Origin of the sequence: Nostoc sp. 'Lobaria pulmonaria (5183) cyanobiont' (assembly GCF_002949795.1) — a bacterium.
Classification (GTDB): Bacteria; Cyanobacteriota; Cyanobacteriia; order Cyanobacteriales; family Nostocaceae; genus Nostoc.
In genome coordinates this window covers 4,784,149-4,809,920 of sequence record NZ_CP026692.1, presented here as the reverse complement: position 1 = coordinate 4,809,920, position 25,772 = coordinate 4,784,149, and the positions used below count along the sequence as shown (strand labels likewise).

Annotated in this window: 21 protein-coding genes and 1 pseudogene; 10 read left to right on the top strand and 12 right to left on the bottom strand. The window is 40.1% G+C overall.

Features of this window, described 5'->3' with window-relative positions:
* Positions 1 to 125: 125 nt before the first annotated feature.
* The 4 genes from purS (at position 126) to NLP_RS21150 (ending at position 2,812) form a co-directional block, all read left to right on the top strand.
* Positions 126 to 404, top strand: a complete 279-nt coding sequence (purS, locus tag NLP_RS21165; protein ID WP_104908105.1) for a phosphoribosylformylglycinamidine synthase subunit PurS — start codon at positions 126 to 128, stop codon at positions 402 to 404.
* 109 nt (positions 405 to 513) lie between these two features.
* Positions 514 to 1,185: a phosphoribosylformylglycinamidine synthase subunit PurQ gene (gene purQ / locus NLP_RS21160; protein ID WP_104908104.1), complete on the top strand. Its 672-nt coding sequence runs from the start codon at positions 514 to 516 to the stop codon at positions 1,183 to 1,185.
* A gap of 430 nt (positions 1,186 to 1,615) precedes the next feature.
* Positions 1,616 to 2,140, top strand: coding sequence for a DUF937 domain-containing protein (locus tag NLP_RS21155; RefSeq protein WP_104908103.1), 525 nt, complete (start codon positions 1,616 to 1,618; stop codon positions 2,138 to 2,140).
* Between the two features lie 117 nt (positions 2,141 to 2,257).
* Positions 2,258 to 2,812 carry a pyridoxamine 5'-phosphate oxidase family protein gene (locus NLP_RS21150; RefSeq protein WP_104908102.1) on the top strand — a complete coding sequence of 185 codons (555 nt, stop codon included), beginning with the start codon at positions 2,258 to 2,260 and terminating at the stop codon, positions 2,810 to 2,812.
* 63 nt (positions 2,813 to 2,875) lie between these two features.
* On the opposite strand, the gene cls is transcribed toward NLP_RS21150, so the two are convergent.
* The 6 genes from cls to NLP_RS36190 form a co-directional block, all read right to left on the bottom strand.
* On the bottom strand, positions 2,876 to 4,318 hold the full coding sequence (gene cls, locus NLP_RS21145) for a cardiolipin synthase (RefSeq protein WP_104908101.1): 1,443 nt from the start codon (positions 4,316 to 4,318) through the stop codon (positions 2,876 to 2,878).
* 1 nt (position 4,319) lies between these two features.
* Positions 4,320 to 5,165: an endonuclease/exonuclease/phosphatase family protein gene (locus NLP_RS21140; RefSeq protein WP_104908100.1), complete on the bottom strand. Its 846-nt coding sequence runs from the start codon at positions 5,163 to 5,165 to the stop codon at positions 4,320 to 4,322.
* A 442-nt stretch (positions 5,166 to 5,607) separates the two neighbouring features.
* Positions 5,608 to 6,264, bottom strand: coding sequence for a glutathione S-transferase family protein (locus tag NLP_RS21135; RefSeq protein ID WP_104908099.1), 657 nt, complete (start codon positions 6,262 to 6,264; stop codon positions 5,608 to 5,610).
* Positions 6,265 to 6,436: 172 nt separating this feature from the next.
* Complete coding sequence (locus tag NLP_RS21130; protein WP_104908098.1) at positions 6,437 to 7,078, bottom strand: transaldolase family protein; 642 nt, start codon at positions 7,076 to 7,078, stop codon at positions 6,437 to 6,439.
* A gap of 134 nt (positions 7,079 to 7,212) precedes the next feature.
* Positions 7,213 to 8,154, bottom strand: a complete 942-nt coding sequence (gene rbsK, locus NLP_RS21125) for a ribokinase (protein WP_104908097.1) — start codon at positions 8,152 to 8,154, stop codon at positions 7,213 to 7,215.
* An 89-nt stretch (positions 8,155 to 8,243) separates the two neighbouring features.
* Entirely contained in the window at positions 8,244 to 8,465 is a 222-nt protein-coding gene (locus NLP_RS36190; RefSeq protein ID WP_442946631.1) for a PIN domain-containing protein, read from the bottom strand.
* On the opposite strand from NLP_RS36190, the gene NLP_RS36185 reads away from it, so the two are divergent.
* Positions 8,460 to 8,951 carry a hypothetical protein gene (locus tag NLP_RS36185; protein ID WP_442946630.1) on the top strand — a complete coding sequence of 164 codons (492 nt, stop codon included), beginning with the start codon at positions 8,460 to 8,462 and terminating at the stop codon, positions 8,949 to 8,951. The genes NLP_RS36190 and NLP_RS36185 overlap by 6 nt on opposite strands.
* Position 8,952: 1 nt before the next feature.
* On the opposite strand, the gene NLP_RS21110 is transcribed toward NLP_RS36185, so the two are convergent.
* Positions 8,953 to 12,777, bottom strand: coding sequence for a hypothetical protein (locus NLP_RS21110; protein ID WP_104908095.1), 3,825 nt, complete (start codon positions 12,775 to 12,777; stop codon positions 8,953 to 8,955).
* Between the two features lie 42 nt (positions 12,778 to 12,819).
* The gene (locus NLP_RS21105) at positions 12,820 to 13,989 is read right to left on the bottom strand and encodes a cysteine desulfurase family protein (protein ID WP_104908094.1); all 1,170 of its coding nucleotides are present in this window, start codon (positions 13,987 to 13,989) and stop codon (positions 12,820 to 12,822) included.
* Positions 13,990 to 14,206: 217 nt separating this feature from the next.
* Here NLP_RS21105 and NLP_RS21100 point away from each other — a divergent pair, with 217 nt between their 5' ends.
* A complete protein-coding gene (locus NLP_RS21100) occupies positions 14,207 to 15,838 on the top strand; it encodes a DUF655 domain-containing protein (RefSeq protein ID WP_104908093.1) in 1,632 nt (543 codons plus the stop codon).
* Between the two features lie 81 nt (positions 15,839 to 15,919).
* Here the strand turns inward: NLP_RS21100 and NLP_RS21095 are convergent, their stop codons facing one another.
* Positions 15,920 to 17,005 (bottom strand): glycosyltransferase family 4 protein, encoded by a 1,086-nt coding sequence (locus tag NLP_RS21095; protein ID WP_104908092.1) that lies wholly within the window; start codon positions 17,003 to 17,005, stop codon positions 15,920 to 15,922.
* Between the two features lie 794 nt (positions 17,006 to 17,799).
* Here NLP_RS21095 and NLP_RS21090 point away from each other — a divergent pair.
* The 4 genes from NLP_RS21090 (at position 17,800) to NLP_RS21075 (ending at position 22,475) form a co-directional block, all read left to right on the top strand.
* Positions 17,800 to 18,609 carry an ABC transporter permease gene (locus tag NLP_RS21090; protein ID WP_199784660.1) on the top strand — a complete coding sequence of 270 codons (810 nt, stop codon included), beginning with the start codon at positions 17,800 to 17,802 and terminating at the stop codon, positions 18,607 to 18,609.
* Positions 18,610 to 19,036: 427 nt separating this feature from the next.
* Complete coding sequence (locus NLP_RS21085; RefSeq protein ID WP_199784659.1) at positions 19,037 to 20,875, top strand: bifunctional serine/threonine-protein kinase/formylglycine-generating enzyme family protein; 1,839 nt, start codon at positions 19,037 to 19,039, stop codon at positions 20,873 to 20,875.
* A gap of 27 nt (positions 20,876 to 20,902) precedes the next feature.
* Complete coding sequence (locus tag NLP_RS21080; RefSeq protein WP_104908090.1) at positions 20,903 to 21,364, top strand: hypothetical protein; 462 nt, start codon at positions 20,903 to 20,905, stop codon at positions 21,362 to 21,364.
* A 436-nt stretch (positions 21,365 to 21,800) separates the two neighbouring features.
* Positions 21,801 to 22,475, top strand: coding sequence for a hypothetical protein (locus NLP_RS21075; protein WP_104908089.1), 675 nt, complete (start codon positions 21,801 to 21,803; stop codon positions 22,473 to 22,475).
* Between the two features lie 290 nt (positions 22,476 to 22,765).
* On the opposite strand, the pseudogene NLP_RS21070 reads toward NLP_RS21075, so the two are convergent.
* From NLP_RS21070 to NLP_RS21060, 3 genes and pseudogenes are all read right to left on the bottom strand, one after another.
* Positions 22,766 to 23,484: pseudogene (locus NLP_RS21070) on the bottom strand (IS1 family transposase).
* Positions 23,485 to 23,585: 101 nt separating this feature from the next.
* Positions 23,586 to 24,800, bottom strand: a complete 1,215-nt coding sequence (locus NLP_RS21065) for an ATP phosphoribosyltransferase regulatory subunit (RefSeq protein ID WP_104908088.1) — start codon at positions 24,798 to 24,800, stop codon at positions 23,586 to 23,588.
* The gene (locus NLP_RS21060; protein WP_104908087.1) at positions 24,800 to 25,747 is read right to left on the bottom strand and encodes a J domain-containing protein; all 948 of its coding nucleotides are present in this window, start codon (positions 25,745 to 25,747) and stop codon (positions 24,800 to 24,802) included. The genes NLP_RS21065 and NLP_RS21060 overlap by 1 nt, the downstream gene beginning before the upstream one ends.
* Between the last annotated feature and the right edge of the window lie 25 nt (positions 25,748 to 25,772).

Sequence of the window (25,772 nt, the reverse complement as noted above, 5' to 3'; positions counted from 1 at the left end):
CACTGTAGTTTGAAGCTGTTAGATTAAGTTAATCGATCAATTAACTTTAACCGCTTCGTAATCTTATTTTCACTCAGTTGGAACAGAAAGTTATAGTATAGCGATCGCAGCATTCAGCAAAAGCCGTGCAAACCAAGTATCTAGCCAAAATTTTCGTGACCCTTCGTCCTTCAGTTTTAGACCCCGCTGGTGTGGCAGTACAATCCGGTCTTAAGCAACTGGGATACGATAACGTTGACCAGGTGCGGATTGGCAAGTACATTGAACTCACCATCACCTCAACTGAAGAGAAGAAAGCGCGTCAAGACCTTGATAATATTTGTGACCAAATGCTATCAAATCCCGTAATTGAAAATTACCGCTTTGAATTAATTGAGGTCGAAACTCAAACTGGGGTATTTTAGGGATTGGGTATAGGGCATTGGGCATTGGGCATTAATTATTCTTTCTCCCCCTTACCTCCCCTACCTCCCCTGCTCCCCTACTCCCCACTCCCCACTCCCCTAACTAATCATGAAATTCGGTGTTGTTGTTTTTCCCGGTTCTAATTGCGATCGCGATGTTGCTTATGTAACCAGAGATTTACTGGGGCAACCAACGCGCATGGTTTGGCATCAAGAAACAGATATTGCTGATTTGGATGTCGTTATTATTCCTGGTGGCTTTAGTTACGGGGATTATCTGCGCTGTGGTGCGATCGCACGTTTTTCACCCGTGATGCACCAGGTTGTGGAACACGTCCAAAAGGGTAAGTTTGTCCTCGGTATTTGCAACGGCTTTCAGGTATTAACTGAAGCTGGACTTTTGCCAGGGGTGTTGACCAGAAATCGGGATTTGCATTTTATTTGCGATCGCGTCCCCTTGAAAGTTGAACGTACTAATCTATGGACGCAAGCTTATACGACTGGTGAAGTTATCACTTTGCCCATTGCCCACGGAGAGGGGAGATTTTACGCTGATGCAGCCACTCTCGCAGAAATTGAAGATAACGGGCAAGTGTTGTTTCGTTATGAAGGCGAAAATCCCAACGGTTCACTGAACAATATTGCCGGGATTTGCGATCGTCGGGGTAATGTGTTGGGAATGATGCCGCACCCAGAAAGGGCGTCAGACGCAATGCTAGGGGGTAGTGATGGCTTGAGGTTGTTTCAAGGCTTGCTAGAGAAAGTAGCGGCATTAGCGTAGAGCAAATATCAGGTAAATAAGTTGAGCGTTTTGCGATCGCTGTCTGAAAAATAGATCAACATTTTTCTACAGACGGCGATTTATTTTTTTAGTCGGAACTTTGAAGCATTTTTCACAACCAAACCACGACAGATTAAGGGTTTAAGGCTAGCGATGCCTGCGTCGGGCTACGCCTAAGCATCTCAGATTGTAGTAAAAAAACATCTGGGTAAAATTATTTACCAATCTAAGTTAAATCGAGCAACAGAATTTGCGTTGGCTTTGCCCACTACAGCTATCGCTGGATCGATTTCTCATACTTGAGCTAGTAACTGTTAAAATTTAGAGCTAGCGTGTTCTAATCTTTTAGTAGACTTACAAAAGTCCGTGTACACAAAAAACTTCAAGCCAGTTTTGGCAAGTTTTTGAGAACAAAGAGAGAAACAAACTTATGGGACTTTTCGATCAAATTCTTGGTGCCGTCGCTAATCCCAATCAACAGGGCAGCTTAGGTCAAATAGGAAGCATTGTAAATAGTGTTCAGCAGTTAAGCGATCGCACAGGCGCAGACCCTTCTACCATCCAATCAGTTTTGTCAATTGTGGGTGGTCAAGTGCGTTCTGCTTTACAAGATAAACAAGCCACAGATGGTAACGAAGCCACACAAAATTTAGTTAGTCAATATGCTGGTACTTCTGCCAACCCTCAAGCCGTCAATTCGTTGTTTTCTCCTCAGATACAACAGCAGGTAGCTGAAGTTGCTGCCCAGCGCACTGGGTTAGATGCTGGTATCGTTCAACAATTGCTGCCTTTGGCAGTACCTTTAGTACTAAAGTTTTTGCAATCAGGCGCCAATGCTCAAAATCCCCAAGCTGGTGGAAATCCTGTCCTAAATTCCTTCTTGGATGCTGATGGTGATGGTGATGTCGATATCGCTGATGCTATCCAAATGGCTAGTCGATACATGAGACAGTAATACTTTTTCCTACTTCTTTTCCGATAAATCAGACATCAGTAATTATACCTTGCTAGATTTTTAGCTAAGACATAGGCTGAGAACATGATAAATTTGCAAATATAAATCAGACAGTCTATGTCTAAATTCTTTGACTGTATTACTGAGCAACTGCAAGACTTTATTGCTGCCCAACACCTTTTCTTTGTTGGCTCTGCACCTTTGAGTCCTACGGGTCATGTTAACCTGTCTCCTAAAGGTCAAGACTGCTTTCGCATCCTCTCTCCCAACCGAGTAGGTTATGTAGACCTCACAGGTAGTGGTAACGAAACATCGGCCCACTTGCAAGAAAATGGGCGGATAACCTTCATGTTTTGTGCCTTTCAAGAACCCGCGTGTATCTTGCGTCTTTACGGTCAAGGAACCGCGATTTTACCGAGTTCTCCAGAGTGGGACTCGTTGTATTCTCTGTTTTTGCCGATACCTGGAACTCGTCAAATTATCGTCGCTGACATTGAAAAAATCCAGACTTCCTGTGGTTTTGGCGTACCACTCTATGAATATCAAGGTCAGCGCCAGACTCTAGTAAACTGGGCTAGTAAAAAAGGCGAAGAGGGAGTTCGAGAATATCAACAGAAGAAAAATCTTGTCAGCATTGACGGTTTAGCAACACCACTGAGTAAATTACCCTAACTTTGCCTGATGGATTATTTTATTCATCCATATAATATTAGAGGTAGGGGCAATTATTAGTGATTAAAGTAAAGGAGTCAGCAATCGAGAGACTCTCACAGCTAACTTGAACCAAAAAGGTTTTTTATCGTACTCATTAAGATCGACAGCAACACAGACAGCTAAATCATCCTCTAACATCTTTTTCACACTTTGGACAAACCGAGGCTCGGTAACAAAACCCATAACTTCAAAGTTGAGGGAAAAAGAGCGACTATCTAAGTTAACAGTTCCTACCCCAGCTATATTTTCATCAATGACTATAATTTTCTGGTGCATAAACCCATTTTTGTAACGATACAACTTGATACCGATTCTTTCCATTTCGGTGTAGTAAGAGAAGGAACATAAATAAACAAATAAGTGATCGGGTCGATTTGGTAAGAGAATTCGCACATCAACACCTCGCATTGCTGCCAGTTTTAAGGCTGACAATGTTGCTTCGTCCGGCACAAAATATGGACTAGCAATCCAGAGGTGAGTTTGAGCTTGATTAATTAGTTCGACGAAAAAAAGCTTACAAGCTGGTAGCGTATCTGCGGGGCCTGTAGGAAGAATGAATGCAGTTTGATTAATTTCCCGATTAATTTTTACCTGCCAGTTAACTTCGATAAGTTTTCGAGTCGCCCAATACCAATCTCGCACAAAGGAGTTTTGTAGGCTTTGCACAGTTGGGCCTTCGAGCATGATGTGGGTGTCACGCCAGGGACTCAAGCGAGGATTTTTTCCTAAATATTCGTCACCAATATTCAGTCCACCGACAAATGCTATTTCTCCATCCACCACCAGAATTTTCCGATGATTGCGAAAATTATATTGGAGCCGATTACCCTGACCTTGGGTGGTGTTAAATGCACTTACTGCAATTCCATGCTGTTTTAGAGACTGGATATAAGGACGAGATAGTTTCTTGGAACCAATTTCATCGTAGAGAAAGTAGATGTTTATTCCTTGCTTGGCTTTAGCAATCAATGCTTCTTTAAACTCATTACCAGCTTGGTCATCGTTAACAGTATAGAATTGGAACAAAATATAATTTGTCGCCGATGCAATCTTTTTCAGCATCGCTTCAAAGGTTTGCTGACCATCAATTAGTAATTCCGCAGCATTACCTGATGTGAAAGGAATTTCTGTAAAAGCCTTCGCTAATGGTTGCAACTCGGCTAGATTATCTGGTGGCGCAACCTGAAATTTAATCAGGTCACTATAAATCGGATGAATAAGGTTGTAGTGTTGTGCATAGACTGAGCGCAGTGTTTCAGCATATCCATGAAATTTAGTTCTTCCTAAAATCCAATACAACGGAATAGCTAGCCAGGGAAAGGTAATTAGAGAAATGCTCCAGGCAATTGCCCCTTGGGAAGAACGCACATTCATCACTGCATGGGCTGCATGTGCAACTCCCACGACATGAGCAACAACTGTAGTTGTGCTAAAAATAGCTAAAACACCAGCATCTACAAGCATTTTAATTTTTTTGAGGATTGATATAAGTAAATTCTGCCAGCAATGGCTTATGATCGGATGAACAAATTTGGTCTAGCACTTTAGCACTGGCTTTCTTCACACTAAGATTTCGATAAAAGATATGATCTAAAGGCGGTGATAACAGGAAGCGTTTAATTTTCTCCTTCTCATCAGGTGCAAAAATTACAGGCGTTAATCCCAATTGAGTTGTTACTTGATTGAGGATAACTGCTCTTTTTCGACTCCAAGTATTGAAATCTCCTGAAAAGATTAGTGGCCCCCGATGTGTAGATAACGCCCGCTCTAATTCATTTAGTTGAATTTTAAATTTATTTAAATCTACAAAATTGATCAAATGAGTATTGATTGTTAGGATAGTTGTATTTTGTTCAGATAGCAGATACTCAGTAATTAAAGAAATTTTCGGAGTTTTAACAATCGGTTCATAATGTTTAGTAGTTATAACTTTTTTGGTAATTGGTTTGATTGTCGAGGCTGTAAAAATTCCTGAATAAGTTTGATGATGAATGTCTACAAAATTAGGAGCAAAATTCCAATTCATTTTCAGCCAGGTTGCCCATTCGTCTGCCTCTAACTTTAAAGAAAATTCTTGTAAAAATATAAAGTTTGGTTGATAAGTCGCAATTATTTTTGAAAAATCTTCTAACCAAGCGTTATTATAGTTTTGTTTAGCAATATTCCAACTGAGAACTTTAATTGAGTTACTATTAATCTCTGTTTGCAGTGAATTATTTTTATCAATTGTGAGTTCTTGTAAACGAAAAAATCTATAACCCGGAACAAATTTCGTAATCAGAGTGTTTACGTGTTCTTGAATATTAGGCATTACTAATATTAAAATGGATTTATTCTAGCTTAACGCTATTAAACAGTCGTTAGAGAATAAGAGCACGTTTGTAAAGCTATAAGCTATGCTCCATAAGCACTAGAGCTTTTAAAGCTATTGAACAGTGTTGGGATGGAGCGGGCGATTTTCCTTGATAGACCTTACAGTTTACCAGGGTAGCTTAAGAGAGCGATCGCAATTCTAAATGATTTGTAAGAAAATTCACCCCCAGCTAACGCCGTCCTCCCAAAGCATCGGCGGTACTACAGGGGGTCATAACTATTTCAAATTATCAATCTCTAAAAAAGAATGTAGAGACGTAACATTGCTATGTCTCTGTACAAGGGTTCTAGATAACGCATATTTAATTTCTAGAAGTGTTTAGTAGGAATATCCCTTTGATTTGCATCTATAATTGAAGTTTTTCTTATTTGCTATTTCACTAAAACTCATATTGAGGAATAACTTCTGTCTCATTCTTTGCTGCATTTATCCACTCTTGCATTGCTGGAAGTGCCAAAACTGACTCCAGATAATTTCTAGAAACAGTATCTAAGTGCACATCATAGGTGATAAACCGCAGGACAACTGGAGCAAAAAACGCATCGGCAATCGTGAAATTACCAAATAAAAAATTGCCCCCAGCCCCAAACTTTTGACGCGATTCCTGCCAAATACTAGTTATGCGGTCAATGTCTTGTTGTACAACTGATGCTAAACCTTTACCAGGATATTTGGCACGGCAGTTCATCGGCATATTCTGACGTAAGTTTTGAAATCCTGAGTGCATTTCCGCACTGATAGAACGGGCTAATGCTCTTGCAGCCTTCTCCTCTGGCCACCATTGCAGATTCGGAAATGTTTCCGCTAAATATTCACAAATAGCGAGAGAATCCCACACCGTTTGCGTATCGTGCAATAACACAGGTACTTTTCCTGATGACGAATATTGCCGAATTTTCAATGAACAATCTGGGTTGTTATAGAGAGGAATCCGAATCTCATTGAATTCCAAACCGAATTGCTTCATCGCTAACCAAGGACGAAGTGACCAAGATGAATAATTTTTGTTGCCGATTACCAAAGTAAGTTGTGTCATATTTTTAATACCTATAAAGCTGTTCAATCCACATACACACATCAGTTTCGGAACCTGAAGAGAAAGATTTTCCGGTTACAGGGTCGTAAGCTTCACATTTTTGGAGATGTTGAGTAAATTTGATTTTTATAGTTTAGCTAAATTCACTTATTGATCCCATACGAATTACAAATTACGAATTAGTTAAACCAATGCCTCCTTTAGCGAATTCTTCAACAGTTTTTTGTGAGAATTCATGAGTTGCGATCGCCTGCAACATTGTCAGTGGTAAAGTTAAATGATCTGCCCCGGCTTGCAACGATGCGGCTGCTTCTTCAGGAGATTTGATACTAGCTGCCAAGATTTCCGTATCACTACCTTTGAGTACGCTAGCCATATCCCGCACTAAGGCAATACCATCACCTAACAATCGGGTAGCTCGATTTACATAAGCTATGGCAATTTTCGCTCCTGCTTCTCGTGCTACTGCTGCCTGTGCTGCACTATAAATCGCTGTCACTGAACAGGTAATCTCTGGTGATAGACTCGCCACCACTTCAAACCCTAACGGTGTTGCGGGAATCTTCAAAATTGTTTGTGAACCAATAATCTCGAAAGCTTTTCTAGCTTCAGCTAGCATCCCAGCTTTATCAGATGCCATAAGTTGATAGTATAACGGGCCATTTGTCAAGGCAACCAACTTTTTGAGCGTGGTTTCTGGTGGAGTATCGCTTTGAGACAATAGCGTGGGATTTGTTGTAATACCTTTTACCCATCCCCAAAGCTTAACAACTTCAGCTTCCGATGCGATCGCTGAGTCTAGATATAGTGCCATACTTAATTCCTCACTTTTACTATCTGCATTTCTCCTGCTACACACCATACATCGTCCAGAAGCTTTGCACTGATATTTCTGCCTACCCCGATTGGATAAGCATTTTACCTGTTTATCTATACTTTTTTAAATACCTACCCTTGAAAACCACCATTCATTTTCCTTTCCTTAAGAAATGCATCAAATGTAAACCTATCCGGTAGCGAAGTTTGGGCGCCTGGTTTTGTCGCTGTCAAAGCACCTGCTGCTGCACCCCAAACAACTGCTTGATGTAAGGAAAGTCCTTCAAAAAGTGCCGCCGCTAAACCACCATTAAAAGCATCGCCTGCGGCTACTGTGTCAACTGCATGAACTGAAAACGCGGGTACAAAAAACTTTTCTTCAGCAGTCGCACAAAAAACACCCTTAGCACCCAGTTTGACGATCGCACATTTCACACCCCGTTGCAATAAAACCGCAGCGGCTTTGGCTGCTTGTTCCTCTCCATCCACAGGAAAACCAACCAACTGCGCTGCCTCAACTTCATTTGGTGTAATAATGTCTACCAATGGATACAATTCATCTGGTAAATTAGATTGTGCGGGTGCGGGGTCAAAAATTACTTTTATGTTTGCACGTTGTGCCACTTGAGCAGCAGCAATCACGGCAGTAATAGGAATTTCTAGTTGTAAAAGTAGTGCTGTAGCTTCTGGTAAAAAGTAGGATAATCGCTCTACATCTTCTTGATTGACGCGCCCATTTGCACCAGGAATGACGACTATTTGATTTTCACCAGTCTGACTCACGGTGATAATAGCGACTCCAGAACTAACAGTTTTATCCACAAAAATGTTATCAGTCTGTACACCAGATGCTTGCAAATTGTTAATAAGTTCGGAACCAAAATCGTCTGCGCCTACACGCCCCACTATCTGAGTAGGAATTCCCAATTTTGCTAATGCTACGGCTTGATTGGCTCCTTTCCCTCCCGAAACTTTAAAAAAGTCTTCTCCTAGTAACGTTTCTCCTGCAACTGGCAACCGGGGTGTTGTTGCTACCAAGTCTATATTGATGCTGCCGAAGACGATAATACTCATGATGCTGATTTTTATTGAGCTTACAGTTATTTTGATTGATATTACAGGATGCCAGTAACGCAATATCATCACATCTCGCATATTGACAACTAATCAACCCAGTTTTCTAATAGGAGCGTAGGAATACGAGAAAACTCTCGCATATTATTGGTGACGAGGGTAACTCCTAAACTGAGCGCATGAGAAGCAATGAGCATATCCATTGCACCAATAATAAGTCCTCTACTTTCGAGATCACTTCTGATGCTGGCGTAAATCGTTGCAGATGATTGATTGAATTCGACAATTTCTAGAGGTAGCAGAAGTTGCATCAGGGCGATGCGGTTTTTCTCTTGCTGTTGGACGCTAGTTGCTTCAAGTCGGCAAAGCCGCCCAACGCACTAGCTCCTTTTGGCAACTCCGTATTCGAGTTCAGCAACGGTGATGGAGGAGATACCAACATCAGAAATGCTAAGAGTTTGGAATTTATCCAGTACTTTTTGGGGTTTTTGCTTAATGAGGTAAATGCAGATGTTGGTATCAAGCAGGTATCGCATTTAAAAATTTTCTCTAGTGTCAAGAACTGGCTGAACTCTAGAATTCATGAAGTCATCAGAAAAATTGTCTGGACTATCAATGAGGGATTGCCAGGGGTTATCTTTGGCAATGAGGACAATGGCGTTACCAATTTTTTTGATAGAAACTTCAGTACCAGTGAGTTGAAAATCTTCGGGCAAAATGACCATTTGGTGAGTGCCATCAGTGGTGAGTTTAGCAGTGTCCATGATGTTGTTCTTAAATTAGCTAGTATTTCGTAACCTAGTCGTGCATGAAGTCTCGCTTCTTTTCTCTTTCAATTTCTTCCCTTAACCACTGAATAAGTTGCTCTATGTATTGTTTATGTTGCAGAAAAGGTACACTATTAAAAAGTGGAAGCAATGACTCTAAATACTCAACGCGGTTCTGATATACGGGAACTCCACTTCCTGAGCTACTCCAAGAGCTAGGTTCTAGGCGAAGTTTTTTAAAGTCATCGAATTTTTGGTTATGCCTTATAAAAAAGTCAACAAATGAAAGTCTTCTTTCAAATGAGAAATTTGTAACTATATCAAATATAAGCTGGGTAAACGGAATCTCATTACATCGAGATTCTAGTAATTTCATCAGGATCTTATCTTGCCGCTTCCACAAAGTTGCATTATCTTTTCCATCTGCACTGAGAATGAAGAATTTGCTAAGTCTAATAGAGCCTAAGCTAAGATACTCCTCATCCCGTTGATAAATATATTCAATTATCTGCGTCATCAGGTTTTCATAGTTGTCACATTGCCATAGAAAGGAATAATCTCGTCCATTATCAAAATGATATGATTGATATTCTTGGTGGTAAATCCAATCCATGTATTCAAGGATGAATTCTGGATCGCGTTTCAGGATATAAGCAAAGTATTGTCCATTATCATCTATATCCCAGTCATTTTTCAGTACTTGAAGATAAGCTTGTTTCAGTAAATTTAATTGGTTATCTAAAAGGTTAAGTAAAGTTGTATTGACTTCATATCTATGAAATAAGCATGATAGTGGATAAGACTTATTAGAATTTTCATAACCATTTGCCAGGAGAATTTCGACTATCTTAACCAATAGATTTTCATCTAGCGCACGGTATTTTAGGACAAAGTTCAAATCGTGTGGTATATCATTTACATCACTTTCTTTATAAATGCTATAAAGTTGATCTAAATGTTCTTCTATAATCAGTTCTTGAGGTAATAACTGATAAAAGTCAAACAACCACTTTCTTTTTAAATAATAAGAACTTTGGTTTAGAATTTCATAAGTTTTATTAATATCTAATATTTGAATTAAGTGATTGATAAGTCGAAAATCATTAATCCTCAGTGGATTTCCAATACTAATGTAATCTTGAACTACATCAGCATAGAGTTGTGGATCTCGATTTGCCAGGTTAATAAGTACTGCGGCTACTTGGCTTGGAAGATGGGATGTATTATGATTTCGGCGGTCTGTTTGCTCCTGAATTTCAAGGCATTGCTCAAAGAATTGCTTGTAGTCTTCCAAGTTGTAGTTTACAAAGAAGTCTTGAATTCGTTGTTGCCTAAGTTGCTCGTATTCCTCATATTCTAGATTTAGATATCGTCTCTCTGGTTTATCAGAAATAAGAACTTTAGACATTGCATAGGTTTTATTCGTAAATAAATCGCGCAAAGTTTCACACAATAGACATCTCCAGAAATTAGCCATAATTTTCATCAAAATAATGGTTTTATTGTCATTATCGGAGATTTCTAATTTTTGATACTCTAATTTATCTAAGTAGCTTTGAACTATCAGGCAATGAGAATAGCTACTGGTATCCAGATATGACTCAAGAAAAGGAAGCACCTTAGATGAATCTTGGATAATTATTTCCACTACTGAGACTTTATAGCCTGATGTACTATACTTGTAAAGAAGATTAAGCACATCTTCCTTGAGAATAGGTACTTGATAAAGTTGGAATACCCTCTGCCAAATTTTTTGTCTAAGTTCAGCCAGTTCTGGCGTTGGTGGTAAGGTGAAGTTAAAGATGTTGATCCCTTTCCCTTTCATCCTAGTAGTGTTGAAGTCGGTGTAAAGATAATGTTCAGCCACCGCGAGAAATAGCTTTGAAAACATTATGTCTTCACCATCCTTAACCCGTTCCCACAGTATATCAATTACTATCTGCTGGATAGTAAACCTATAACAATAGGATTCGTGATCAAACCCAAATCGTTCGGTAAGAAGGTAAAGCACTTGCGATATTTGGGTCGGTCGTTTTGTGACATACTCCAAAATAAGCTCTAATGCCATTTGAAGATTATTCTCATTTGAATGGTTGAATAACCCTAGTGTGCTGAGGATAGAAGGTGATGGAATATTAGAGTTAGGCTCAATTTTCAATTTAGAGAGGTCTGGTAATTCCGGTTCCATTGCGGAAATGCAGTTATGAATATATACAAGGATGTCTGTTTGCTTAAGGAACCAGAACACCTGTATGAAGTGCATCAGATTTTTTTCGTCTCCTGCATTTTGATATGTTTGCCATGCTTGATTAACGTGTGGACGCATTACATCTATGATTCTTTCACTATCAAAAGTACTCATAACAGGATTGAGAGCGTCAACAATTCGATACTGAAGCTGAGGGAAAAAGTGATTTAGGAGAATAGCAAAATTAAGTAATTTTTCCTTAAAGAAGGCAAGGTAAAAAAGATAGGTAGCCAGAACTTGATCAGAGACTCGCACGATCTCATTCTCGTACATATCGAGCAATTCATGATCATGTAGCTGGCGAACAGCTTTCCAAAAAACTTCTTGGCTAATACCGAATGCTGTCTCAATTTCCTCCATCATCTTTTCATTTGAACGATCTACCGTCCTAAAAAAGGCAACAATACCAGCAGCTTTCAAGAGGTTTTCATCACCGAGTTCTTGCAAATCTTTTCGGATTGAAGAATAATACTCGTCGTAAAGATTAGATACATTATTAATGCTGTCAAGTCTCTCTTCTTGTTTTGCTAACAGTGCAGCCATGATTGCAAGACGAGGATTTCCTTGAGCAATATCGGCAATTCTGTTGAGATACAGGGGATTAAGAATTTCGTACTCATCCTTAAGTATTTGCTTTATGTGATTTTCGTCCAAAGAGTTTAGCTCTATCTCAGTCCAATTTTTATATGACTGCGCTAATTCCTTAACTTTTGCAAAAGCATAATCTCGAACAGTAGCAATGACCTTGATTTGTTGATCCTCGCGCTGGTCATGAAGGATTTGAATGAAGTACTCAAATGAGTTAACCCGATTCGCATCATCTACAAAAATGAGGTGACAGCCCGGTTCTGAAAAATAGACACGGAGATCCTCAAAAATATTTGCTCCTCGAAGAAAAATACATCTAACCTGATATTCAGGGTGACTTGCTAAAAATTGATTGCAAGATTCGAGCGCCAATCGAGATTTACCAATGCCTGCTTTGCCAGACACAATAACAAGATTACTGTTATTCAATCCTTGCAATACTTGCTTTAACTCTTCCTCTCGAAAGTGGAAAGTTGTATTAAGAGGAGTAGCCGCTTTTTTATCGTAAGCCTTAATAAATTCATCAAGATCAACGATTTGTCCTGTATCTACCTCAACTCCAAGGAAATCTCTTGCAATGCCTGGATATTTTTGGTAAAGGTCATAAGATATAGGGCCAAGACCAAAGATATTAAGGTTGACTCCTCGGTTCTGGCATTCCTCCCTCAATAAAACTTCTTCGTCTGGGGAAAGCATCGATGTGTGACATAAAACTATCTCTTGGATTTTTTCAACAGATATTCCAGTTTTTACCTCATCAAAGCACTTGTCGAGGTCTTTCTTAAATTTCTGAGCAACTCCTTTCTTCTCTGTTGTGTATTCTGCAAAGACATACTTTCCATTAGGTAGGATTACTAATGTATCAGGAGTTCCTGTCCTCACTTTGTCAGCACCAATTACAGAGCCAATAGGATTAATCCGCTCATATCCTTTCTTGTGAAGGTAAGCATCGGCAAGCTTTTGGAACTTTTCACCGCTTTGTTGCCGTAGTTCATTTTGGATCTGGTTAATTTTTGACATATAACTTTACACGGTTTAAATCCTAGTAGCGTTGCCAATAATTTAACGCTTAACTAAAGATAAATCCGGTGTTAGCCTTTGCAAAATTTGCTTCAATACCATCACTGTCCAATCTATATCAGCTTCGGTAGTATCACGCCCCAATGTGATGCGAATTCCGCCCAAGGCAGCTTTTTCAGAATAGCCCATTGCTAACAATATTGGACTAGGGCTAAGTTTACCACTGTGACAAGCAGCACCAGCACTGATACCAATACCAGCAAGGTTTAGCTGTCTTACCAAGGTTTTACCGCTAAGTTTTTTCCCGTCGGCGTTTTCTAAGCACATACTGATATGGTGAGGTAAACGATCGCAAGTATCCCCTGTAGCAATTAAACCAGGAATCTCAGCTAATTGGGCAAAAGCGCGATCGCGTAATTCAATTAACCGTGGTGTTTCTGTAGCTAATTCTTGCGCTGCTAATTCTGCTGCTACACCAAATCCGGCAATTATCGGTACTGCTTGCGTACCAGAACGCAGTCCCATTTCTTGTCCACCACCACTCAGTAAGGGCATAAAATCTACCCCAGGACGCACATACAGCGCCCCTGCACCTTGCGGCCCATATATTTTATGACTGGAAAGGCTAAGTAAGTCTACTGGGAGTTGTTGCACATCTATGGGTAAGCGTCCCGCAGCTTGCACTGCATCTGTGTGGAACAGAGCACCGTGCGATCGCACTATCTTACCCAGTTCCTCTATTGGTTGCACAGTCCCTACTTCACTTTGACCGTAAATTATAGAAACTAAGGCTGTGTTATGTCGCAATGCCGCCTTTAAACCCAAGGGGTTGACTCTGCCTTTAATATCTACAGACAAGCGTGTAACTTTCCAACCCCACATTTCTAACAACCCTACTGTTTCAGAAATTGCGGAATGCTCAACGCTGGAAATAATTAGATGTTGAGGAACAGCATACAACCGAGCCACACCCATAATTGCCAAATTATCTGCCTCAGTGCCACCAGAGGTAAAAACGATCGATTCAGGGGTAGCGGCGTTAATTAAACCAGCAACTTGGACTCTGGCTTGTTCTACAACCGTTGCCGCCCGTTGTCCCCACTCATGTAAGCTGGAAGGATTGCCCCACTGTTGAGTGAGGATTGTTTGCATAACTGCGATCGCTTCTTTTCGAGTCGGAGTCGTGGCGCTGTAATCTAGATAAATTTGCATATAACCGATAATAGTGAAAACACACGTTGGTGATAGACTGCGGATTTGTCAGTATATACAGTTTTAGTGGACAAATCCTGAAAAAAATATCTGTAATTTTACATCTAGTAGTGGATTTTTCCCTTTACTTGGAAACTTATTTCTCTACTTAATTCAGAACACAAAATTTTGGGAATGATAAATCTATCCACTCCCAATCCACTTTTAACAGATTACAGTGCAACTTATCTCTAGACAAAGATATTTTTTATCTATCTTTTTACTGATATTCTCTCTTGCTGGTTGTCAACGAGTCCAGTCTTATAATCAGCGTCCAGCACCCTTACCACAAGACCCGTTAGTTCAAGTTTATTTTAACCATTCTGAGTCTTCAGAATACCAAGAAGCTTACCGTCAGCAAACTCGCCTTGGGGATGATTTAGAAAAACAGATTGTCGATGCTATTACGCAAGCTAAATCTACAGTAGATGTGGCGGTGCAAGAACTACGTTTACCCAAAGTTGCCCAAGCATTGGTTGATAGACAAAAAGCTGGGGTAAGAGTCAGAATCATTTTAGAAAATACCTACAGCCGACCTTGGAGTAGCTTAACATCTACTGAAATAGGTAAGTTAGATAAAAGAGAACAAGAACGCTACAAAGAATTTCGCCAATTTATCGATATTAACCAAGATAATCAACTCAGTTCAGCCGAAATAAATCAAAGAGATGCTTTGATAATTTTGCAGAATGCCAAAATTCCCTGGTTAGACGATCGAGCAGATGGTTCAGCAGGTAGCAGCTTGATGCATCACAAATTCGTGATTGTGGACAATCGCCTTGTAATTATCACTTCAGCTAATTTTACATTAAGTGATACTTCTGGTGATTTTACAAATTCCAGCAGTTTAGGCAATGCCAATAATTTATTGCAGATTGACAGCCCAGAATTAGCAGCTTTATTTATAGAAGAGTTTAATATCTTATGGGGAGATGGGCCAGGAGGTCAACCAGATAGTCGATTTGGTTTAAAAAAACCACTGCGTTTACCTAAACAAATAACTTTAGGTAATACCAAAATTACTGTGCAATTTTCGCCTACTTCTCCAACTCAACCTTGGAGTAACAGTAGTAATGGTTTAATTGCTAAAACTTTAGATTCAGCAAGCAAATCTATTGATATGGCATTATTTGTCTTTTCTGAACAGCCTCTTGCCAATATTTTAGAAAAACGCCATCAACAAAGTGTGCAAATTCGCGCTTTAATTGAACCACAATTCGCCTATCGTCCTTACAGCGAAGCCTTAGATATGATGGGGGTTGCTCTGAGTAACAAATGTAAATATGAAATTGACAACCATCCTTGGTCAAATCCAATTACTACTGTAGGTGTACCTGTGTTACCCAAAGGCGATTTATTGCATCACAAATTTGGTGTTATTGATAGCCAAACTGTAATTACAGGTTCTCATAATTGGTCAGATGCTGCCAATAATGGTAACGACGAGACACTTGTAGTGATAGAAAATCCGATAGTTGCTGCCCATTATGTGCGAGAATTTGCTCGTCTTTATGCCAAAGTGAAACCAGGCTTACCACCAGCAATTCAAGAAAAAATTAAATTAGAACAAACACGGTGTCCTCAAATAAAAACTTTTTCATCAACTGAGTTACAAGCAATTCAAAAAGTAAATATCAACACCGCAAGTTTAGAAGAATTAGCAACTCTCCCTGGCGTGGGTAAGAAGTTAGCACAGCGAATAATTATTAGTCGTCAACAGCAAACATTTACATCTTTACAAGACTTAGAACGAGTTCCAGGAGTGAGTGCTAGAACTTTAGAAAAATGGGATAATCACCTAACTTGGTAGGGTAGCACAGCTGTGCTACCCTACTACGAAAATCTGTGTTCTACTTAATTAAAAAGATGTAATATTACACAAATGTGATATTTAAATGCGATCGCTAGCTAAATCAACCAAACTGCGGAAATGCCCATTCTGAGAAAATCGTTCTGCTATTATTTGTTGATAAACCGCCTCATAGCCATTAGTCATGTGCTTAACACTGAAAAGATTTTCGACATACTGACGACAAGCATAACGGTCTAACTCGATGACGCGATCGATAGCACTGATGCACTCTTGAATATTATTGCAGAGGAAACCCGTCTTGCCGTGAGAAATTACTTCCTCAGTAGACCCCAATTTTATTGCAATCACTGGCGTACCGGAAGCCATTGACTCAATCATCACCAATCCAAAGGGTTCTCGCCAAGTAATTGGAAACAGAGTTGCTACTGCACCACCCATCAGGGCATTTTTTAGAGTATGGTTGGCTTCACCCAGATACTCAATTTGCTCCCCGTCAATGTGCGGTTTAATTTCCTTCTCAAAGTATTCCACATCAACGACATCCACCTTACCAGCCATTTTTAAATGCCAACCAGTTTCTTTGGCAATTTCTATGGCTAAGTGCGCTCCCTTCTCTGGAGATATCCTACCCAAAAACGCTAAGTAAGGAGGATCTTCTGGTTGGGAGTGAAACTCATAACTGCTGACATCAATTCCGTTGTAAACTGTTGCTATAGAGTTCAACCCTAACCTTGGTTCTCGTTGTGCATTGGAAATATTGACGTAGGGTTGTTTTTTACCAAAACTAAACATCTTTTCGTTGTCAGGGTTAAAAGTACCATGCAACGTGTGAACTGTAGGGGTTTTGACGAGATTCGCGTAAGCCAGTGCCCCATGCCCGATATGGGAGTGAATAATATCAAACTCTTCTGCGCGTTCATAAACCGAAGCTAGATTCAGCATCTCGTAAATGCCGTAATCTTTGATAGTAGAATCGAGTCTGAGGGCACGGGGATGAACTGACGTTAGTGTTCCCAGACTAATAGAATCTCCCGATGCAAATAAAGTTACTTCGTGTCCGCGTCGGACTAATTCATCGGTCAGTAACCCCACTACTAACTCTACGCCACCATAAGCTGGAGGTGGAACTCTTTCCCACAGTGGAGCTATTTGAGCAATTCGCATCATAAACCTCCTAAAAAATAAAACTTGAATTAGAAGTTTTTTATTTCTGTTGTTTTAGTGTTGGTAATTGATTCACTTTGCATCAGAAAGTAACTTCAGATACTAAACTTATTAACAATCTCTTTCAAATCTTATGCCGTTACTTCTATATTCTTTGTCTATCCTAGTACGGAAATTACCCACTCCTAAAGAGGTAAATACATTCTAATTTATTAATTTTTGGTAGATTAGTGAATATTAAATATAGATATTTTTGACGTTTTTGACAAACAGGAATTCACTAAAATCGTCAAATTTTAAGTTAAATGCTGATAATAGGCAGAAAAACTCTGCTATCGCCTGTCAGATTATCTAATTTACAAAAGTTAATTAAAGAATAAATCGTGTAGTCACTTTTTGGGCGGCTTTCCGTACTCTCAAGAATAATTTAGAGTCGCCCAAAGAACAGATTTTGGTAAAGTAGGTAGTTGGAAATCAGAAGCAGCAATTTTTCTGATAAGTTCTATCCAAATTATTAAAGGTAAGAATTAACTATTAGACATCTTTAGAAATTAAATATGCGTTATCCAGAAGCCTTGTAGAGGCGTAGCAGTGCTACGTCTCTTTTTTACCAGATGTCTAGTATGGGCGAAAGTTTATCTATCTTATAACCAGTTGTTCAAGCTGCTTGTCTGATTAATTGAGATACTATTCGATTCTTTGCTAGTCAAAAAGGAGAGAAAATAGTTAAATCATTGACTTATTACATTAAATGTGATATTTTAGATTCCTATCAATAAAAATCATATATAAACGTGAATATCTCTCCATCTCTCAAAAAACCGCGTGTCTCATGGCAGGCGGTTTTCTCAGTGCTGATGTTTGTGTTCATGTACCTGCCTATATTGGTACTTGGCTTTTATAGCTTCAATCAATCGCCCTATAGTGCAACTTGGCAAGGATTCACTCTCGATTGGTATCGCAAGTTGTTCAGTGACGATCGCATCTTATCGGCTTTGCAAAACAGTATGATAGTTGCTGGTTGTGCCGTGGCAATTTCAGCAGTGCTGGGAACCTTGATGGCGGTTGGGTTGGCGCGTTACGAATTTCCTGGTAAGAAATTGTATCGGGGTGTTGCTTACCTACCATTGATTATTCCCGATATTGCGATCGCAGTGGCTACCCTAGTATGTCTAGCAGCCTTTGCGATACCTTTGAGTTTGTGGACGATAGTTGCAGCCCATATCGTGTTTTGTCTGGCATACGTCGGACTTGTAGTTGGTTCCCGACTGACTAATTTAGATCCCCACTTAGAAGAAGCAGCACTAGATTTAGGCGCGACACCAACCCAAGCTTTCATCAAAGTATTGTTACCTCAATTAATGCCTGGGATTATCGCTGGTTGTCTATTGGCTTTTGTCCTTAGCTTAGATGACTTTCTCATTGCCAGTTTTACTGCTGGTAGCGGTTCTAACACCCTGCCAATGGAAATTTTTAGCCGCATTAGAACCGGAGTTAAACCTGATATTAATGCTCTGAGTGTGATGTTAATTTCAGTATCCGCGATCGTTGCCCTTGTAGCTGAATTAATTCGCGCTTCTGGAGAGAATAAAACTTTTAAATAAGAGTCGCAATTTGCAATAAAAGTTATAGGTAGGTGATTTCGTTCTTCGTGAACTTTTTTAGATAGCAAACAACAGTTATATTAAAATTTAGGGTGCATTACGGCAAGCCTAACGCTCCAATATTATGGCAATGTGCCATACTTTCTGCTAACACAACGTCATACTATAGATAAGTAATACCAATTGTAAAAAAATGCGACAAATACACCATTTTTAGAGACGCGATGAATCGCGTCTTAACCCAAGTATGTGTTGCAATCATTCATTGAATTGGTATAAATAAATATAATTTATTCATCCTTATGCCCTCGTGTGAAAGATAGTTTTAAACACATGAATAAACTTCCGTGTTCGCTTCTCTACATAACTGTTTTCAATTAGATAATATTGGGGCTAACTTTGGAGAAGATGCTATTTCCCCCTGATTATGCAAATCTGCCAAAATCCCAATTGCTCAAATCCATTCAACTCTGATAGCAATAGATTTTGCGTCAGTTGCGGACAAAGCAACTTTGGCAAACTTCTCAGAAACCGTTACCGCGTATTAAGACTCTTAGGTGAAGGTGGATTTAGTAGAACATATTCTACAGAAGATGTAGACAGACTAAACGCCCCTTGCGTCATCAAGCAATTTTTCCCGCAGTTTCAGGGAACAGGACAACGCACTAAAGCCGCGGAATTTTTCAAAGAAGAGGCTTTTCGGTTGTATGAACTGGGAGAAAATCATACCCAAATTCCTAGATTACTAGCTTATTTTGAACAAGGTTCTAGCTTATATCTCGTACAAGAATTTATTCAAGGAAAAACTCTTTTACAAGAAGTTCAGCAACAAATTTATGGCGAGCAACAAATTTGGGAACTTTTAGCTGATTTATTGCCAGTTATAGAATTCATTCATACCCATAACGTCATTCATCGGGATATCAAACCAGAAAATATCATTCGCCGTGCAAGTGATAAAAAACCCGTCTTAATTGACTTTGGCGGTGCTAAACAGGTGACACAAACCAGTATAGGAAGACAAGCTACGGTAATTTATACCCTTGGCTATGCCCCAACAGAACAAATGGCTGGATTTGCTTGTCACGGCAGTGATTTGTATGCTTTGGGCGTAACTTGTGTGCGTCTTTTAACTCAATGTTTGCCTTTGCAGGATGCTTCTGGACAGATTAATGACCCTATTTATGATGCCATGAACGCTAAATGGTTGTGGCGCGAACGTTTACAAAAAAAAGATATTACTATCAGCGACGAATTAGGAAAAATTTTAGATAAATTACTCAAACATCTACCGAGTGAAAGGTATCAAACAGCAGTAGAAGTCATTAACGATTTGAAGTTTGCCACATTGAACATTGAACCTGTTGCCTTAAAAATTGTTTCGATACCTCAACCTATATTAGCGCCGCTATCACAAAAAGTAATCGTACCATTACCCCCATTAGAAACCTTTGAATTTGACGTAGTGACAGTAGACACAGGTGGTAGAGAAGTAAACCGCATGAACTGTAATGCAAACTTCTTTGTTGAAGATTTGGGTAAGTCTGTCACATTAGAAATGGTATTGATTCCTGGTGGTAGTCAGATGATGGGTTCGCCGGAGTTTGAAGGAGATGCTGACGAACGTCCTCAGCATCAAGTTACCGTTGAACCATTTTTTATGGGGAAATTTCCTGTGACTCAAGCACAGTGGAGAGTAGTAGCAGCTTTACCCAAAGTCAAACAAGCTTTAAATCCCCATCCATCGAAATTCAAAGGTCTAGATAGACCAGTGGAAAATGTATCTTGGTATGAGGCTGTAGAATTCTGTCTCAGGCTATCAGAAAAAACTGGACGCGACTATCGTTTACCGAGTGAAGCTGAATGGGAATATGCTTGTCGGGCTGGAACTACAACCTCATTCCATTTTGGCGAAACCATTACTCCTGAGTTAGTCAGCTGCACTATGGAACCAAAAAGCAAATTCCGTAAAGAAACAACAAACGTCGGTAGTTTTGAAGTCGCCAACGCCTTTGGATTGTACGATATGCACGGGTTAGTTTGGGAATGGTGTGCTGATTCGTGGCACAACAATTACAACGATGCACCCTTAGATGGAACAGCTTGGGAAGTTGGCGGCGATATAAATCGTCGGGTGCTACGCGGTGGTTCTTGGAGTTTCAGTCCAGAACTGTGTCGCAGTGCTAGCCGTAGCTGGAATGAGTCAGACGGTGGGCTGAGGGTTTGTGGCTTTAGAGTAGTATTTTCTGTAGAGGAGATTATTTAGTAATTTAATTACAAAGCTGTATAAATTATGAACAACAGAATTGAGAAAGGTGACATAGTAGTTATAAATAAAAGTGGAAAATATCATCAGCAAGTGGGTGAAGTTAGTGAGGTAGATTACAATATTTTCTTTGTCAAAATAGTCTTAGTAAAGTTAGGCGATCTAGAAGAAGCCTTTGAAGAAAAAGATTTACAATTACAAACTAAAAAGCCCAGTCTGCAAGAAATAATTGCATCAGTAGACCAAATTTTAGAACAAGTTGCTCAGATTGCCCACTTGCCGACAAAAGAGAAAGTAGAGTTACCCAACCGTTTGAAATATCTAAAATTAGATATTCCTAAATTAGATAAGCAATTGATTCAAAAAAACTTCGACAGTATAGAGCAAATACTCGCAATAACCAGAGAAGCAGACTCTTCAGCAAGCTTTTGGCAGGAAATAGATCCTAATTTGGATAAAATAAGCTGGTGGATTAGAACAAGTCTGTGAACTAAGAAGTAAATCAGCGAGAATAAATCAGCTTTCTCTGGTTCTCAGCTAGAGTCTGCGAATCCTTAATTAGACTTCTTGCATGAATCAAAAACCCTCACCCTAAATCTCTCTCTCAAGGTTGGGAGAGGGACTTTGGAATTGGTTCCTAAATAATTGGCATTGGACATAATTAAACGTAACTATATTTTTTCATTTTCTATCCTTAATGCTTTATTCCTTACAGTTTACGCTTCATTATGAATAGTAATTTTTATTTGTACCCACATACTCAACTTTGTATTTATAGCTGTATGGTTTAAATTTTTTTATTAACTGTATATTGATATAATCTTAAGTTTTGAGAATACTTTTTTAGCGAAAATTTTTAAATTTATATATTAATAAAGGACGTTTTATTAGATAAAATAAACTACGAAGATCATCAGAAATATATATGCGTTTTTTTCAGTTTGCAGGAATTTTTGGTTGTACGACAGCAGCTTTTATCTCAATAGCACCGATACAGGTAGATGCTGCAACTTTTAAAGTGATATCTGGAGTCACCAGCATCGATCGCGATCACGAGGAGATTCTTAGTAGTATTGGGCTAACTTTGACAGGCACTAATCAGACAGTTGCACCAATTCCTAGCAATTATTTAGTTGGTTTCAACATCGACTCACTTACTAACTTCACGTTCAGCGACGAGGGCGGTTTTACTCCGCTTTCAGGTACAATAAAGCAGACTGGTACTGTTACTTTCAATAAAGAAATTACTGTTGGTGATTTTTCAATCGGTTTTGCTCCAGGACGTACTGTCACAGGTGCCAGCGGACTTGTTTTAAGAGACACGTTTTCTTTAAATACAATTTTGTTTGATTTGAGCACTCCGGGACTTATGGCATTTGATGGCCAAAATTTAACCATCCCTGATGTTCAATTGTTGATTTCTCCAGAGTTTGCTGATGTATTAGACCACCCTGAATTGTCTGGTTTGTTTGCTGGAACTGCACGAATTGATGCTCAAGTTGCTGCCGTCCCTGAACCTGATAGTGTACTAGCAACTTTAGTAGCAGGTGCGGCTCTTTTAGCAGGTAGATTTTATACTCAAAAAATTAAATACACTTGATATTTTGAAGCATAGCCAACTAAAAGTTCGCTCTACAACCAACGCTTAATCCTTTTCAAATCTCGTTCCAAGCTCCGACTAGGAACGATACAACCCAATTATCAGGCAATAAAGTTCAGAATGAGCAACAAAACCTAGATGTAGAGACGCGATTTATCGCGTCCTGAAAGACTAATTATTTACATCAATAACCCTTAACCCAAGGGTATTGAATTATCAGGTGTGCTGAGTGGGGAACGTCAGGAGCAATCCAGGACAAATACGAGGGCATTGCATAATGGCGGTATGAATCATTGCGGAACTGGAACATCCCAAAATTTGAGATAGGGAAGTAACAATCGAATCGAGTATCTCAGCATTTGTGCTGATTTAGAATAACATAGCGTCTTGCGATGCAATCGAGCCAGATAGTGTCGCAATCGGGTGTTTTCCCCTTCAACCCGCGTCATGTAAGTCTTGCTCACAATCATGGTCGCCCTCTGGAATAAAGCCTGGATAGACCAACCATCCATCCGTGACATAGAAATAGCACTGCCAAGTACCCACGATATCCCATAATGGGCGAAAGGCTTCGGCGCTATGGTCGCCCAAAACCCACGCTAAAATACCTTGTCTGAAGTGGTTCACTGCTGTCCAAAGCCAGATTTTGTTTTTTTTGAGCCGACGAACGTTTCTAGTTCATCAAGTTCACCAACTTCTGGAATTGTCTGTGGGTCGTAGGCATCAGGCAACAGTTCTCCCACAAGTTTTACCCAAGTAATCAATGTCGTATGATGCACACGCAATGACTCCGTTCGATGCCACGAAATCCCATGCCATTAACGTACATTTTCAGGCATTCTCGTTTCACTTCATCACTATATCCTTGGGGTGGTTCGTACCGATCAATGAATTGACGTTAGCGAAGCGGGGCGGAACGCACGTCGCAATCACAGCAAATGTGATTCTGTTTACCTCTTTTCTTTCCGTTCTTACGGATATGGGACGACCCACAACGCGGACATTCCATCCAGTTTCACTTCAATTCATACCGCCATTATGCAACGCCATCTGGGGGGAGTGGAGAGTAGGGCAGATAAAGCAATGCCCCATGTCCAATCCCCAACTCACTTAACGCAATGATTCAATGGTTGGTGAGCCATCAGCTTTGATCCAAGCAATTTGGGCAATGCTGCGATCGCTTGCATATTGGCGAATCGCCTCTGCATCCCTTCCGCCCAAATCAATTTCTACCCGCACCAAATCAGTAGAATTTCTGAGTTTTTGGGCATAGACAAAGGCAGCGGCGTTAGCATTAGCTGTCTCTGGTGCTACCAACCAGTCACTCGCTGGAGTTTCTTGTGGTAATTGCTGAGTAGATAAAAGAACTTGGTATAAATCTTCGATATTTAGTCCAAAACCAATTCCGGGAATGTTTTCTCCTTGAGGATGATATAGCCCCAAAAGCTGGTCATAGCGACCACCACGCCCTAAAACTCTGGCTTGGGATTCGGTATCATTGACAACTTCAAAGACGATACCAGTGTAGTAATCTATGGTTTGGATCAGGCTCAGATCGAGGATTAACGGAATTTTTTTCTCTGATTCTAGTAATTCTACTAGGGATTTGAGGTTATTCACTGCCTCTCGCTGTTCTTCATCTAGATCCAAACTACTGACTTTTTGTAATACATCTGCACTTGACCCGCGCAAATCCAGGATGATTTGGGCGCGATCGCGCAGTTTGTCACTCAGGGGTAAATTATCTATGGTGATGCGGTCAAGATGAGCGATCGCACTGCGAACTTGAGCTTGTAAATTAGCAGGAAAAGCACTCAGGAGCGATCGGGTAATTCCCGCCTCACCTAAAATTAAATGCCATCCCTGCAAACCCAATGTTGCCAAACAATCTGCTACTAACAGCAGTACTTCCGCATTCGCCAGCAATCCGCCAGTACCTAACAACTCCACGCCAGCTTGATAAAACTCTTGTTGGCGATTGTGTCTACTTTCCCAAGTGCGGCGAAACACATTGGCGTTGTAATACAACCTTTGTGGATAAGTGACACCAGCCATCCGAGTCACAACAGTACGAGCAATAGATGCTGTTAATTCTGGACGTAGCCCTAATTCATCATCTTCACCATTTTGTTGTAGTTGAATCACCATCTGACGCTGAATTGCTTCCCCCGCCATCAGGGTATCCATGCGCTCTAAAGTCGAGGTGATAATCCTGTGATATCCCCAACGATCAAACACCTGCTGTAACCGATCTTCAATCCAGCGTTTTTTCTCTACATCCAAGGGTAATAAATCCCTGGCTCCCGCTGCTGGTTGATACACCATTATTTTTTCTTCCCACCAAACAAACCACCGAACAAACCACTACCAGATTTCTCTGGTTGCTTATCTCCATTATTGGGGGATGAAGTCACCTTCTGATCGCTAGGTTGTTGTCCTAAAGCCTTATCTATTTTAGGTTTCCATTGCAGAGCCGTTTCGTCACTGGGGTCTAATTTCAGAGCATTGTCAAAGTGGATTTTAGCCATTTTTAGCTGATTTTGCTTCAAATATACCATTGCAATTAAGCTATGACAGCGACTATTTTTCGGTTCTAGCTTCAGGGCATCTTGCAACTCTACTTTGGCTTGGGCAAATTGGTTTTTGTCAATCAAAGATTGAGCGCGACGAATATACTGTTCTACAATCAAGTCTTCTTTTGGTGGCGCTGGTGCTGTATTTTTTGGTGTATTTGGCTCAGGTGTACCTGATTGGACTTTGGGTTGAGCAGGTGGTGGCGGCGCTGCGGATGCTTTACCCGCACTCCGCATTAAATACACTAAATTCAACTCACTAGCTTGGGCAATGACTTGCTGCGCTTGTTCTAAAGAATCATATTGGGTTTGGGCTAGTTTCGCGATCGCAGTTTTATAAAAATGATCGATATTAGCTGCCTCAACTAACTGTCTAGCCAAGCCAGTGTTTAGAGTTACCGAAGCAGACTCTTGTACCAGACGCTTGCCAATTTGCGACAAAATTAGAATATATTCAGTGCGAGTGCGATCGCCAGAGAGTTTTTCGTAAGCTGGGTTAACCAGCTTTGATAACAATTCATTACCGAGATGTTTTTGAGCAGCAGTTTCAGTAAGACTACTGTCTGGGTGCAAACGACGGGCGACTTGGAGATAGCGTTTGCGAATCTCTTTGACATCGGCATCAACTGGAACGCACAACACTGCGTGATGATCTATGAAATCATATTTAAATAGTCCACGATCTATTTTGAAAGACATATAGAGTTTTTGCACCAAGGGAGCA